15 protein-coding genes are annotated in these 13,738 nt (G+C 70.5%); all 15 read left to right on the top strand.

The features are described 5' to 3' along the window. The first annotated feature begins 3 nt into the window (after positions 1-3). The 15 genes from AADV74_RS05770 to lgt all read left to right on the top strand — a co-directional run bounded on the left by AADV74_RS05770 (position 4) and on the right by lgt (position 13,712). The gene (locus AADV74_RS05770; protein WP_342112529.1) at positions 4-2,025 is read left to right on the top strand and encodes a primosomal protein N' family DNA-binding protein; all 2,022 of its coding nucleotides are present in this window, start codon (positions 4-6) and stop codon (positions 2,023-2,025) included. Positions 2,026-2,029: 4 nt separating this feature from the next. Beyond that, positions 2,030-2,947 carry a methionyl-tRNA formyltransferase gene (gene fmt / locus AADV74_RS05765; RefSeq protein WP_342112528.1) on the top strand — a complete coding sequence of 306 codons (918 nt, stop codon included), beginning with the start codon at positions 2,030-2,032 and terminating at the stop codon, positions 2,945-2,947. After that, the gene (locus AADV74_RS05760) at positions 2,944-4,317 is read left to right on the top strand and encodes an RsmB/NOP family class I SAM-dependent RNA methyltransferase (RefSeq protein WP_342112527.1); all 1,374 of its coding nucleotides are present in this window, start codon (positions 2,944-2,946) and stop codon (positions 4,315-4,317) included. The genes fmt and AADV74_RS05760 overlap by 4 nt, the downstream gene beginning before the upstream one ends. 14 nt (positions 4,318-4,331) lie before the next feature. Then, entirely contained in the window at positions 4,332-5,000 is a 669-nt protein-coding gene (rpe, locus tag AADV74_RS05755; RefSeq protein ID WP_342112526.1) for a ribulose-phosphate 3-epimerase, read from the top strand. 13 nt (positions 5,001-5,013) lie between these two features. Further along, positions 5,014-5,277, top strand: a complete 264-nt coding sequence (locus AADV74_RS05750; protein WP_056163293.1) for a phosphoribosyl-ATP diphosphatase — start codon at positions 5,014-5,016, stop codon at positions 5,275-5,277. A gap of 59 nt (positions 5,278-5,336) precedes the next feature. Further along, a complete protein-coding gene (gene hisG / locus AADV74_RS05745) occupies positions 5,337-6,176 on the top strand; it encodes an ATP phosphoribosyltransferase (protein WP_342112525.1) in 840 nt (279 codons plus the stop codon). A gap of 10 nt (positions 6,177-6,186) precedes the next feature. Continuing rightward, the gene (gene hisF / locus AADV74_RS05740; protein WP_342112524.1) at positions 6,187-6,951 is read left to right on the top strand and encodes an imidazole glycerol phosphate synthase subunit HisF; all 765 of its coding nucleotides are present in this window, start codon (positions 6,187-6,189) and stop codon (positions 6,949-6,951) included. After that, positions 6,948-7,388 carry a phosphoribosyl-AMP cyclohydrolase gene (gene hisI / locus AADV74_RS05735; protein ID WP_342112523.1) on the top strand — a complete coding sequence of 147 codons (441 nt, stop codon included), beginning with the start codon at positions 6,948-6,950 and terminating at the stop codon, positions 7,386-7,388. Before hisF ends, hisI begins: the two co-directional genes overlap by 4 nt. Continuing rightward, complete coding sequence (locus AADV74_RS05730) at positions 7,385-8,917, top strand: anthranilate synthase component I (RefSeq protein ID WP_342112522.1); 1,533 nt, start codon at positions 7,385-7,387, stop codon at positions 8,915-8,917. Before hisI ends, AADV74_RS05730 begins: the two co-directional genes overlap by 4 nt. Before the next feature lie 31 nt (positions 8,918-8,948). Beyond that, positions 8,949-9,563 carry a Trp biosynthesis-associated membrane protein gene (locus tag AADV74_RS05725; RefSeq protein ID WP_342112521.1) on the top strand — a complete coding sequence of 205 codons (615 nt, stop codon included), beginning with the start codon at positions 8,949-8,951 and terminating at the stop codon, positions 9,561-9,563. A gap of 32 nt (positions 9,564-9,595) precedes the next feature. Next, on the top strand, positions 9,596-9,826 hold the full coding sequence (locus AADV74_RS05720; protein WP_056163274.1) for a DUF6704 family protein: 231 nt from the start codon (positions 9,596-9,598) through the stop codon (positions 9,824-9,826). Then, positions 9,763-10,602 carry an indole-3-glycerol phosphate synthase TrpC gene (gene trpC, locus AADV74_RS05715; RefSeq protein WP_342112520.1) on the top strand — a complete coding sequence of 280 codons (840 nt, stop codon included), beginning with the start codon at positions 9,763-9,765 and terminating at the stop codon, positions 10,600-10,602. Before AADV74_RS05720 ends, trpC begins: the two co-directional genes overlap by 64 nt. Positions 10,603-10,607: 5 nt before the next feature. Further along, a complete protein-coding gene (trpB, locus tag AADV74_RS05710; protein ID WP_342112519.1) occupies positions 10,608-11,819 on the top strand; it encodes a tryptophan synthase subunit beta in 1,212 nt (403 codons plus the stop codon). Continuing rightward, positions 11,816-12,610: a tryptophan synthase subunit alpha gene (trpA, locus tag AADV74_RS05705; RefSeq protein ID WP_342112518.1), complete on the top strand. Its 795-nt coding sequence runs from the start codon at positions 11,816-11,818 to the stop codon at positions 12,608-12,610. The genes trpB and trpA overlap by 4 nt, the downstream gene beginning before the upstream one ends. Before the next feature lie 82 nt (positions 12,611-12,692). After that, positions 12,693-13,712: a prolipoprotein diacylglyceryl transferase gene (gene lgt, locus AADV74_RS05700; RefSeq protein ID WP_342112517.1), complete on the top strand. Its 1,020-nt coding sequence runs from the start codon at positions 12,693-12,695 to the stop codon at positions 13,710-13,712. Positions 13,713-13,738 lie beyond the last annotated feature (26 nt).

Below are 13,738 nucleotides of genomic sequence, written 5' to 3'. Positions count from 1 at the left end.
ACGGTGCCGGGACTCATCGCCCGGGTGCTCATCGATTCTCCGCTTCCGCAACTCGATCACCCCTTCGACTACAGCGTTCCCGACGACCTCGTCGACGGAATCGGCGTGGGAGTGAGGGTGAAGGTGCCGTTCCGCTCCGCGACACGGCTCACGAGCGGGTACGTCATCGGTCTCGTCGATGCCGATGACGCTGAGTTCGGCGGCAGGCTCAGCGCCCTCGACTCCGTGGTGTCGTCGGCGCCGGTGCTCGACCCGGCGGTCTGGACCCTCGCCCGCCGGGTCGCCGACCGCTCCGGCGGCACCGCGAGCGACATCGTGCGTCTCGCCGTGCCGCCGCGGCAGGTGCGGGTCGAGAAGAGGTGGCTGGCTCGGCGGGCGGATATCGCTGCACTCGAGGCAACCGAGGCAACCGAGGCCACCGAAGCGGATGCCGCGGCACCCGCCGCCGAGTCCACGGTCGAGGCCGTCGCGGTCACCGGGTATCCCGTCGCCCTCGCCAACGCAGTCTCCGTCGGCGAGCGCATAGCCCTCCGGGCCATTCCCCGGCTGGTGGAACTGCCGGGCGGAGCCTGGGTCGGGCACTGGGCCATCACCCTCGCGGAGCTCGCCGTCACCATGCTCGCGTCGGGTCGGAGCAGCATCCTCGCCGTTCCCGACTACCGCGACCAGGCTCAGCTCGAGGCAGCGCTGGCTGCGGCCCTTCCGGCGGAGGCCGTCGTGCGCCTCGACGCCAGGCAGCCCGACGCCGAGCGCTACGCGGCCTTCCTGCGCTGCCTCGAGCCCGAGCCCGTGGTCGTCGTCGGCAATCGCGCATCGATCTACGCTCCTGCCGCCGCCCTCGGACTCATCGTGGTCTGGGACGACGGCGACCCGCTGTACGCCGAGCAGCTGGCGCCCTATGTGCACACCCGCGACGCCGCCCTCGTGCGGCAGGAGCAGTTGGGCTGCGCGCTCGTGCTCGCCGGCAACGCCCGCAGCGTCGAGGCGCAGCGGCTCATCGAGATCGGCTGGATGCGCGCCGTCGACCCCGATCGCGCTCCGCGACCCCGGGTGATCCCCACGGGACGCCAGTCGAGCGAGGATCCCGTTGCCCAGGCGGCCCGCATCCCGTCGACGGCTTGGCGCGAGGCCCGCACGGCACTCGAGACCGGCCCGGTGCTGGTCCAGGTGGCCAGCCCCGGCTACTCCCCGTGGATCGCCTGCGCCACCTGCCGCGAACCTGCTCGCTGCACCCGCTGCGGCGGGCCCCTCGGCGTCTCCAAGCCTGGAGCCATCCCGGCCTGCAGGCTGTGCGGCTCCGTCGCAGCCGATTGGAGCTGCTCGAACTGCCAGGGCCGCACCTTCCGCAGCATCGGCGCAGGCTCCGGACGTACGGCCGACGAGCTCGGTCGGGCCTTCCCCGGGGCACTCGTCGTGCTCTCCGACGGCGATCACGAGGTCCTCACGGTCGGTGAGAAGCCCGCCCTCGTCATCGCCACGCGCGGCGCCGAACCCATCGCGGCAGGCGGCTACCACGCGGTCCTGCTGCTCGATGGCGAACGGATGCTGGCCCGCGAGTCACTCCGCGTCGGTGAGGACTGCCTGCGCTGGTGGTCGAACGCCGCCGCCCTCGCCGCCCCGGGCGCCCCCGTCCTCCTGGCCGGCGCCACAGGCCCGGTGTCCGACGCCCTGTCGTCGTGGCGTCAGGACTCCTTCGCCGCGTCCGAACTCGCCGACAGGCGCGCCCTGCGGTTCCCGCCCGCCGTGCGGGCGGCATCCGTCACCGGATCCGCGGCAGGAGTGGCAGAGGCCCTCGCCGCGATCGAACCCATCGAGGCCGCTGAGGTGCTCGGACCGGTGCCCGTCGCCGACGGCCAGGTGCGCGCCATCGTGCGGTTCGACTACGCGGCCGGAACCGCTGTGGCGGGCGAGTTGCGAGCCGTGGTCGTGCGCATAGCGAGCCGCACCCGCTCGGGCCCACGTGGGGACAAGCGCCGGGTCGCGCCTACACTCAGAATCAGATTCGACGACCCGGAGATCCTGTAACGCCATGAAAATCCTCTTCGCCGGGACCCCCGAGGTCGCGGTGCCGTCGCTGCGTGCCCTGCACGCCGCCGGCCACACCATCGCGGCCGTCGTGACCCGCGCAGACGCGCCCGTCGGGCGCAAGCGCGTACTCACGCCGTCTCCCGTCGCTGCTGCGGCTGAAGAACTCGGACTCAGCGTCGTGAAGGCCAACCGCCTCGACGCCACCGTCACCGAGCAGCTGCTCTCCTTGGGCGCCGAGCTCGGCGTCGTCGTCGCCTACGGCGGACTCGTGCGCGAGCCGCTGCTCTCGACTCCCCGGCTCGGCTGGGTCAACCTGCACTTCTCGCTGCTCCCGCGCTGGCGTGGAGCGGCCCCCGTCCAGCGCGCCATCGCCGCGGGCGACGCCGTCACGGGTGCCGATGTCTTCCAGCTCGTCCCGGCGCTCGACGCCGGAGACGTCTTCGGCCGCATCGAACGCCCCGTCGCGGCCGACGACACCGCCGGAACCATGCTCGACGCACTGAGCGTCGACGGCGCCGCCCTGCTCGTCGACGTCGTGGGGCAGCTCGAGGCGGGAACAGCCGTGGCAGTTCCGCAGACAGGCGAGGTGACCCTCGCCCCCAAGCTCACGATCGACGACGCCCGCATCGACTGGACGCTCCCACTTGCGAGCATCGACAGCCGCATCCGGGGCATGACGCCGGAACCCGGCGCCTTCACCGAGATAGACGGGGCGCGCTTCAAGGTTCTCGAGGCGCGTCCGGCTCCGGATGCCGCCCCGCTGGCGCCCGGCGCCATCCGCAGCGTCGACGGCCGTGTGCTCGCCGGCACCGCCGATGCCCCACTCGAACTCCGCCGGGTGCAACCAGCCGGCAAGACCCCCATGGCTGCCGCCGACTGGTGGCGTGGCGCCGGAACAGACGAGGTGATCGCCGGATGAACTCCCGCATCCAACCTGCACGACGAGTCGCCTACGACGTGATCTCGGCTGTCAGCACGAGCGACGCCTACGCCAACCTGCTGCTGCCCGTGCGGATCGATCGCGCGAAGCTCTCGACGAGCGACGCCGCCCTCGCCACGGAACTCACCTACGGAACGCTCCGGATGCGCGGCTTCTACGACAGGGTCATCTCGCTCACGGCGGGCCGCCCGGTCGAGAAGATCGACGGCCCGGTCCTCGACGCCCTGCGACTCGGCGCGCACCAACTGCTCTCCATGCGCACGGCGGACCATGCTGCTGTCAATGAATCGGTGGAGCTCGCTCGCGAGTACGGCTCGCGCTCGGCCTCCGGATTCGCCAACGGCGTGCTGCGCACGATCTCCCGCTCCACGCTCGAGGAGTGGCGCGAAGCCGTCGTCGGCGAGGAGTCCGACCCCGACGAGAAGCTGGCCCTGCTCTACTCGCACCCGGCCTGGATCGTGCGGGCGCTCCGTCAGGGGCTCGACGCCGAGGGGCGCGCCGAGGAGCTCGAGGCCCTGCTCGCCGCAGACAACGCAGCCCCCCGGGTGAATCTCGTGGCGCTGCCGCACCTGGTCGATCCCGAGATCGCCGCGTCGCTCGGGGAGGCGAACCGCTACTCGCCGGTCGGTCACGATCTCGGCGGCGGCGACCCGACGGCCATCACGAAGCGCTCGCACGGCACTGTGCGCGTGCAGGACGAGGGCTCTCAGCTCGCCGCGTTGGCCCTCAGCCGCGTTCGTCCCATCGAGGCAGGGGAGCGCTGGCTCGACCTCTGCGCCGGCCCGGGCGGCAAGGCGGCGCTTCTGGCGGCCGAGGCGCTGGCAGGCGGAGCCGAGCTCCTCGCCAACGAGTTGGTGCCTGCGCGCGCCGAGCTCGTCCGATCGGCGCTCTCGGCAGTCTCCAGCGACATCGAGGTGGCCGAGTTCGACGGCACCGAGGTGGGGGAGATGCATCCTGCAGCCTTCGACCGCATCATGCTCGACGCTCCGTGCACAGGACTCGGCGCCCTCCGGCGGCGCCCCGAGGCGCGTTGGCGCAAGTCGCCGCGCGACGTCGCCGAGCTGAGCTCGCTCCAGGCTCGGCTGTTCGACGCCGCAGTCGTGGCGCTGAAGCCCGGCGGAGTGCTCGCCTACGTCACCTGCTCGCCGCACACCGGCGAGACCCTGGGCGCCGTCCGAGCCGCAGTTTCGCGCTGGAGCGGCGAACTGGAGCCCCTCGACACCAGGGCCGTGCTCGCCGACGTGGTGGAGCATCCGCTCGACCTCGCCGGAGACCCGCACACGGTGCAGCTCTGGCCGCACCGCCACGGCACAGACGCCATGTTCATCGCGCTGTTCCAGCGCCGCTAGCCAGATCGGACACCATGCCCGCCAGGATCAACCCGAGCATTCTCTCCGCCGACTTCGCCAACCTCGAAAGCGAACTCGGCCGAATCCGCGGTGCCGACGCCGTGCACGTCGACATCATGGACAACCACTTCGTGCCGAACCTCACCTTCGGGCTCCAGATGGCCACGCGCCTGCAGCAGGTTTCTCCGCTGCCCCTCGACGTGCATCTCATGATCGACGACCCCGATCGCTGGGCCCCGGGCTACGCGGAGGCCGGAGCGTTCTCGGTCACCTTCCACATCGAGGCTGCACGGGAGCCCATCGCCCTCGCCCGCGCCCTGCGCGAGCGCGGCGCCCGCGCCGGCCTCGCCCTCAAGCCGGGGACGCCCGTCGAGCCCTACCTGGAGATGCTCGACGAGTTCGACCAGATCCTCGTGATGACCGTCGAGCCCGGATTCGGCGGCCAGAGCTTCATGCCGTCGACCATGCCCAAGCTCACCCGACTCGCGGATGCCGTCCGTCGGACCGGCGCCGACGTCTGGCTTCAGGTAGACGGCGGCATCACGGCGGACACGATCCTGGTCGCCGCCGAGGCCGGGGCCGACACCTTCGTGGCGGGCTCCGCCGTGTTCAACGCCGACGTGCCCGACGATGCCATCGCCGGACTTCGCGCCGCCGCGGCGTCACACGTGCACGGTCACTAGTACCGTTGATGCTGTGAAGACATTCGACGAACTGTTCGCCGAGCTCTCCGAGAAGGCGCAGACGCGCCCCGAGGGCTCCGGCACCGTGCGCGAGCTCGACGCCGGCGTGCACGCGATCGGCAAGAAGATCGTCGAGGAGGCGGCCGAGGTCTGGATGGCCGCCGAGTACCAGTCCGACGAGGAGACCGCCGAGGAGATCTCGCAGCTCGTCTACCACCTCCAGGTGCTCATGGTCGCGAAGGGTCTGACCCCGGCCGACGTGTACCGACATCTGTGAACGAGAGTTCGCCAGTTGTCCAGCCACGTTTCGCCTGACCCATCGGAAGACCCATCACCATGCTGAGAATCGCAGTGCCCAACAAGGGCTCGCTGTCAGAGACCGCCGCCGACATGCTCTCGGAGGCCGGGTACGCCGGTCGCCGCGATGCCAAGGAACTCCACATCGTCGACGAGCGCAACGGCGTCGAGTTCTTCTACCTGCGCCCACGCGACATCGCCACCTACGTCGGCTCGGGCGCGCTCGACGTCGGCATCACCGGCCGCGACCTGCTCATCGACTCCGGCTCCGCCGCCACCGAGACCGCAGAGCTCGAGTTCGCCCGATCCACCTTCCGCTTCGCCGGTCCGGCCGAGCGCTTCAGTGACCTCGCCGACCTCGAGGGCGTGCGCATCGCGACGAGCTACCCGATCCTCGTCGGCGAATTCCTCGAGCGCCACGGCGTCTCGGCCACGCTCGTCACCCTCGACGGGGCCGTCGAGTCCGCCGTGCGTCTCGGGGTGGCTGACGCCATCGCCGACGTCGTCGAGACCGGCACGACGCTGCGCAAGGCCGGTCTCTCGGTCTTCGGGCCCGTCATCCTCGAGTCGACGGCCGTGCTCATCAGCTCGCCCGACGAGAAGCCGGGAACGGCCACGCTGCTGCGCCGCCTCCAGGGAGTGCTCGTCGCCCGTCGTTACGTGCTCATGGACTACGACGTGCCGGCCCGCCTGCTCGTGCAGGCCACGGCGCTCGCCCCCGGCTTCGAGTCGCCGACGATCTCGCCGTTGCACGACCCCGACTGGGTCGCCGTGCGCGTCATGATCCCGCGTGACGACACGAACAACGTCATGGACGCGCTCTACGAGCTCGGCGCCCGCGCCATCCTCGTCACGACGATCCACGCCGCGCGTCTCTAGGGAGCGAGAGATGTCACTCTCCGTGCGCGTCATCCCGTGCCTCGACGTGGCCGACGGCCGTGTCGTGAAGGGCGTCAACTTCCTGAACCTGCGCGACGCCGGCGATCCCGTCGAACTCGCCCGCACCTACTACGAGCAGGGCGCGGACGAGATCACCTTCCTCGACGTCACGGCGACGGTCGACGACAGGTCGACCACCTACGACATCGTGGAGCGCACCGCCGAGCAGGTCTTCATCCCCCTCACCGTCGGCGGCGGCGTGCGCAGTGCCGACGACGTGGCGCGGCTCCTCGCGTGCGGCGCAGACAAGGTCGGCGTGAACAGCGCGGCCATCCGTCGCCCTGCACTGATCGGCGAGATCGCCGATCGCTTCGGAGCCCAGGTGCTCGTGCTCTCGCTCGACGTGAAGCGCAGTCCGTCCACGGCATCCGGCTTCGTCGTGACGACCCACGGCGGTCGGACCGAGACGACCCTCGACGCCCTCGACTGGGCTCGGCAGGCCATCGAGCTCGGCGCAGGCGAGCTGCTCGTCAACTCCATCGACGCCGACGGCACCAAGGCGGGCTTCGACCTCGAGCTGGTGCGCGCCATGCGTGCCCTGAGCAGCGTTCCCGTGATCGCCTCGGGCGGGGCCGGTGCCCTCGAGCACTTCGCTCCGGCGATCGAGGCCGGGGCGGATGCCGTGCTCGCCGCGAGCGTCTTCCACGACGGACTGCTCACCATCGGCCAGGTCAAGCAGGAACTCGCACGAGAGGGAGCGGTGGTCCGCGTATGAGCACCACGGGACAGGGCGTTGCAGGACAGGGCGACTCCGAGGCAGCAACCGACGTCGACGCCGTCCTGGCGCGCGCCACGTTCGGGAGCGACGGCCTGCTGCCCGCCGTCATCCAGCAGTGGGACACCCGCGAGGTGCTCATGCTCGGCTGGATGGACGCCGAGGCTCTGCGCCGCACCCTCACCGAGGGGCGCGTCACCTTCTGGTCGCGTTCGCGTCAGGAGTACTGGCGCAAGGGCGACACGTCCGGCCACGCCCAGTACGTGCGCGGAGCCGCCCTCGACTGCGACGCCGACACCCTGCTCGTGCAGGTCGAGCAGATCGGTGCGGCCTGCCACACGGGCGAGCGCAGCTGCTTCGACGTCGATCCGCTGCAGCCCGTGACGGCATCAGCACCCCAGACAGTGAACCAGGACGAGAATCCGGAGGGATCATGACGGCCACCACCGCCACGACCACCCGTGAGGCGTTCGACGCCCTCACCCCAGACCACCGCGTCATCCCCGTCATCCGCGAGTTGTTCGCCGACGCCGAGTCGCCCGTCGCCATCTACCGAAAGCTCACCGGCGGACGCCCCGGCAGCTTCCTGCTGGAGTCCGCCGAGCAGGGCGGCATCTGGTCGCGCTACTCCTTCGTCGGCGTCAACTCCTTCGGCGTGCTCACCCAGCACGACGACGCCGTGCGCTGGATCGGCGCCACCGAGGGCGCAGACCGCATCCTCGGCGACATCGCCGGACTCGCCCCGCTCGAGGTGCTCGGCCAGGTCTACACGCGCTGGCAGACGGCCCCCGTCGACGGCCATCCGCCCCTCACCGGCGGACTCGTCGGGTTCATCGGCTGGGAGGCCGTGCGCCAGCTCGAGCACCTGCCGAACCGGCCGCCGGCAGACTACGAGGTGCCCGGACAGGCGTTCGCCTTCGTCGCGGACCTCGTGGTGCTCGACCACCGCTTCGGTACGGTGTCGCTGATCGCGAGCGTGCTGAACGACGGGCAGACGACGACGGATGCCGCCTGGGCGGACGCCCAGGCCCGGCTCGACGCGCTGCAGGCAGCCCTCGCGGCGCCCTCGGAGCCCGCTCTGGCCATCGTCGACCTGTCGACACCGGCCGATCCGACCCACCGCGTACCGCGGTCGGACTACGAGGACGCCGTCGAGAAGTCCAAGCACTACGTGCGCGAGGGCGACGTCTTCCAGGTCGTCGTCTCCCAGCGATTCGACCACCCGGCCGAAGCGCATCCGCTCGACGTCTATCGCGTGCTCCGCAGCCTCAACCCGAGCCCGTACATGTACCTGCTCAGCCTCGAGGACGTGGCCGGCGAGGCGTACTGGATCGTCGGGTCGTCGCCGGAGTCGCTCGTCAAGGTGCAGGACGGCCGCACCTTCACGCATCCGATCGCAGGGTCCCGCCCGCGAGGTGCGAACCCTGAGGAGGACGCCGACCTCGAGAAGGAGCTGCTCGCCGACGCCAAGGAGCGCGCGGAGCACCTCATGCTCGTCGACCTCGCGCGCAACGACCTCTCGAGGGTCTGCACGGCGGGAACCGTCGAGGTCACGGAGTTCATGCGCGTCGAGCGCTTCAGCCACATCATGCACATCGTCTCCTCGGTCGAGGGTGACCTCGCCCCCGGACGCACGGCCATCGACGCCTTCCGCGCGACCTTCCCGGCCGGCACTCTCTCCGGGGCTCCGAAGCCGCGCGCCCTGGAGATCATCGACGAGCTCGAGCCGGCCCAGCGCGGCGTCTACGGCGGCGTCGTCGGCTACTTCGGCTTCGGGGGAGACGCCGACCTGGCGATCGCCATCCGCACGGCCGTCATCGCCGGCGGTGTCGCTCACGTGCAGGCCGGCGCCGGCCTGGTGGCCGATTCCGACCCGGCGACGGAGTACGAGGAGTCGCGCACCAAGGCCGCGGCGCCCTTGCGAGCTGTCGCCATCGCCAACGCCATGACGCGGGTCGCGCAGTGATCGCGGGTCGCGCACCGATGAGGACCCCGTAGTGCAGAAGCCCAAGTACAAGGTCATCCTGGTCATCGTCGTGGGGGCGGCGTTGGCGCTGCTCGCGGCGACCCAGCAGTGGTTCACACTCACCGTGACGTCGGGAGCCGGCGGCTCGACCGAGCTCGAAGTGAGCGGAGCCGTCGCGGCACCGGCGCTCAGCGCCCTCGCCTTCGCGGCGCTGGCGCTGGCCGCTGCCCTCGCCATCGCCGGGCCCTTCATCCGGGTCGTGCTCGGCGCGCTCGGGGTGCTTCTCGGCGGCAGCGTGATCCTCTCCACGACTCTCGCCCTCGGCGATCCCGTCGCGGCCGGAGCCTCCGTCGTCACTGCGGCGACAGGAGTCTCGGGATCCGACTCCGTGCACGAGCTCGTCAGCTCCGTCGCGGGCAGCGCGTGGCCGGTGCTGGCGCTCGTCGCCGGCATCGTCATCGCCATCGGAGCCATCGGCGTCCTGGTCACGACCCGCCGGTGGCCGGCATCCGCCCGCAAGTACCAGGCCGTGCGACTCGAGAGCGCCGAGGTGAGCGCGAAGGACCGCGCCGTCGACGAATGGGACGAGCTCTCGCGTGGCGACGACCCGACCGCCGAGCCCGACGCCGGTCCGGCCAACCGGTAGACTTCCACAGCACCCCAACCCTCAGGAGAACCATGAGTACAGAGACCGCCGAGCTCGGGCACGGACATTCGCCGGCCGCCTGGACCGCTGTCATCATCATGCTGGTCGCTTTCACGATCGGCACGATCGCCTTCTTCTTCGAACTCGTCTGGCTCGTCTGGGCCTCGGCCGTGCTCCTCGTCATCGGTGCCATCGTCGGATGGGCGCTCGCTCGCGCCGGCTACGGCGTCGGCGGCTCGAAGACCACGGTGAGAGAACACTGAACCTCCTGACCGCCCTCACGAGCGGATCCATCGAGGACTCCGAGACGCGCCGCAGCGAGCGGTCGCTCGCCGTGGTCGAGCAGGCCGCTCTCGCGCGACCTGCGGCCCTCGATGTCCTGACCGCCCTCGCCCCCGCTGATGCCGTGCGCATCATCGCGGAGGTCAAGCGGGCGAGCCCGTCCCGTGGCTCCCTCGCCGCCATCGCCGACCCCGCCGCCCTCGCGCTCTCCTACGAACGCGGCGGAGCCTCGGCCATCAGCGTGCTGACCGAGGAACGTCGCTTCGGCGGCTCCCTCGCCGACCTCGAGGCCGTGCGGGCAGCCGTGCGCATCCCCGTGCTCCGCAAGGACTTCATCGGCACGGCCTACCAGGTCTTCGAGGCCCGCGCCGCCGGCGCCGACCTCGTTCTGCTCATCGTCGCAGCCCTCGACCAGCCCGTCCTCGCAGAGCTGCACGCCCTCATCGGCGAGCTGGGTATGACAGCCCTCGTCGAGACGCACAGCGCCGACGAACTGTCCCGCGCGATCGACATCGGCGCCGGCCTCATCGGCGTCAACGCCCGAGACCTCTCCACCTTCGAGCTCGACCGCGATCTCTTCGGCCGGCTCGCGGGATCCATCCCCGACGGCGTCATCCGCGTCGCCGAATCCGCCGTCAAGACCGTCGACGACGTCGCGCACTACCGTGCTGCCGGCGCCGACGTTGTTCTCGTCGGCGAAGCCCTCGTCACCCATGGCGACCCGGAATCCACGCTCCACGACTTCCTGCAGGTGTGAAAACGATGTCCCTCCGTACTGAAGAAGGCCCATACTTCGGCGATTTCGGCGGACGCTTCGTCCCCGAGTCGCTCATCGCCGCTCTCGACGAACTGTCAGAGGCCTACGAGCTGGCCAAGCTCGACCCAGACTTCACCGCCGAACTGACCGACCTGCTCGTGAACTACGTCGGCCGCCCGTCGCTCATCACCGAGGTGCCGCGGTTCGCCCAGCACGCCGGTGGTGCCCGCATCATCCTCAAGCGTGAAGACCTGAACCACACGGGCTCGCACAAGATCAACAACGTGCTCGGGCAGGCCCTGCTCACCCGGCGCATCGGCAAGACGCGCGTCATCGCCGAGACCGGCGCGGGCCAGCACGGCGTCGCCACGGCGACGGCGGCCGCCCTCTTCGGCCTGGACTGCGTCGTCTACATGGGCGAGGTCGACACCGAGCGCCAGGCCCTCAACGTGGCCCGCATGCGTCTCCTCGGCGCCGAGGTCATCCCGGTGACGGCCGGATCGCGCACCCTGAAGGACGCGATCAACGAGGCCATGCGCGACTGGGTCACCAACGTGGAACACACCAACTACATCTTCGGAACCGTCGCCGGGCCGCATCCGTTCCCCGCGATGGTGCGCGACTTCCAGAAGATCATCGGCGAGGAGGCCCGTGCGCAGGTGCTGGAGCGCACAGCCGCCCTGCCCACCGCCGTCGCGGCCTGCGTCGGCGGCGGATCGAACGCGATCGGCATCTTCCACGCCTTCCTCGACGACACCGACGTGGCGCTCTACGGCTTCGAGGCCGGGGGAGAAGGCGTCGACGGGCCCCGTCACGCCGCCACGATCACGAAGGGCAAGCCCGGCGTGCTGCACGGAGCGCGCAGCTTCATGCTGCAGGACGAGGACGGCCAGACCATCGAGTCGCACTCCATCTCGGCCGGCCTCGACTACCCGGGCGTCGGTCCTGAGCACTCGTGGCTCTCCGACATCGGTCGGGCGCAGTACCGTCCGGTGACGGATGCCGACGCCATGAGCGCCCTGCGCCTCCTCAGCCGCACCGAGGGCATCATCCCCGCCATCGAGTCGTCCCACGCCCTCGCCGGCGCCATCGAGCTCGGCAAGCAGCTCGGTCCCGACGCCGTCATCCTCGTCAACCTGTCGGGCCGCGGGGACAAGGACATGGAGACGGCCGGCCGCTACTTCGACCTCATCGACGCCGGAGCGGAGCAGTCATGACCACAAGCACCGTCGCATCCGCCATCCGCACCCGGGTCGATGCCGGCAGCGGCGCCCTGATCGGTTACCTTCCCGTCGGATTCCCCAGCCTCGGAGCCTCTGTCGACGCGGCCGTCGCGCTGGTGGAGAACGGCGTCGACGTGCTCGAGATGGGCCTGCCGTACTCCGACCCCGTCATGGACGGTCCCGTCATCCAGGCCGCCACCCAGCGCGCCCTGGCCGACGGCTTCCGCCTGCGCGACGGGTTCACGGCCGTCAAGGCGATCACCGAGCAGGTGTCTGCGCCAGTGCTCATCATGACCTACTGGAATCCCGTCGTTCAGTACGGCGTCGACAGGTTCGCCGACGACCTGGCCGCGGCCGGGGGAGCAGGGCTCATCACGCCCGACCTCATCCCCGACGAGGCGGCTCCGTGGCTGAGCGCATCCGAGCGCGTCGGCCTCGATCGGGTCTTCCTCGCCGCCCCGTCGTCGACGGATGCTCGCCTGCGGCAGGCCGTCGAGGTCAGCCGTGGCTTCGTCTACGCCGTCTCCACGATGGGCATCACCGGAGCGCGTTCCGATGTCGACGCCGCGGCGCGCACCCTCGTCGGACGCCTGCGTGATGCCGGAGCCACCAGCACCTGCGTGGGCATCGGGATCTCGACCGCAGCCCAGGTGCGCGAGGTGCTCGAGTACGCCGACGGCGCCATCGTCGGATCCGCGCTCGTCAAGGCCCTCTCCGAGGGTGGCATCGAGGCCGTCGGCGCTCTCGCCGCGGAGCTGTCGAGCGGCACGCGGATCCCGGCATAGCCCGCTGCGGTAAAGTGACCGAGCGACGCGGCCCCCTGCGGGGAGCGCGCTCGAGAGAACACAACGAAAGGTACGTCGTCCGGTGTCTGCACCCCTGAGCATCCCCAGCCCCTCCTGGGATGGTTTCGAGATCCCGCTGGGGTTCGTCACCCTGAACATCCACGCGTACGCGCTGTGCATCCTCGCCGGCATCATCGTCGCCACCATCTGGACCAGCCGCCGCCTCACCAAGCGCGGCGCCGAGCCCGGCATCGTTCTCGACATCGCCCTGTGGGCCGTGCCCCTCGGAATCGTCGGCGCGAGGCTCTACCACGTCTTCACTCACCCGAGCGACTACTTCTACGAGGGCGCCAACATCTGGAATCCGTTCCAGCCCGGTTCCATCTGGGCCATCTGGGAGGGCGGCGGAGCCATCTTCGGCGCACTGATCGGCGGCGCCGTCGGCGTGCTGATCGCCTGCCGCATCACCGGCGTCCGCTTCCTCTCCTTCGCCGACGCGCTCGCCCCCGGACTCTTGGCCGCTCAGGCTCTCGGCCGCCTCGGCAACTGGTTCAACCACGAGCTGTTCGGCCAGCCGACGACGATGCCGTGGGGCCTCGAGATCGAGTCGACCAACCCCGCGTGGCCGGCCGGTCTCCCCGAGGGCACCCTGTTCCAGCCGACCTTCCTGTACGAGATGCTCTGGAACATCCTCGGCATCATCGTGCTGGTCGCCTTCCTCGAGCGACGCTTCAACATGCGCTGGGGCAAGGCCTTCGGCTTCTACCTCGTCTGGTACGGGCTCGGCCGCTGGCCGCTGGAGACCATCCGTCTCGACCCGAGCGAGATCTTCCTCGGCGTGCGCGTCAACGTCTGGGCGGCCTGGGGAGCGATCCTGCTCGGCATCATCATCATCCTCGTGCAGAACCGCCGTCACGTCGGCGCCGAGCTCTCTCCCTACAGCCCCGGCCGGGAGTGGAACGCGCCAGTGGACAGCGACGAGTACGCTGATGACGCTGAGGTAGACTCGCAGGGAACCGATGAGATCGAGCCTGGCGACGATGCCTCTGTGATCGATTCGAGCGATGCCGGTGCCACAAGCACGACCGGCTCGCGCGCTTAGGTCCGGGCAACCCCGCAGTCCTCTTC

This window comes from Leifsonia stereocauli (assembly GCF_038432415.1).
Lineage (GTDB): Bacteria > Actinomycetota > Actinomycetes > Actinomycetales > Microbacteriaceae > Orlajensenia > Orlajensenia stereocauli.
This window is presented reverse-complemented; position numbering and strand designations above follow the sequence as displayed.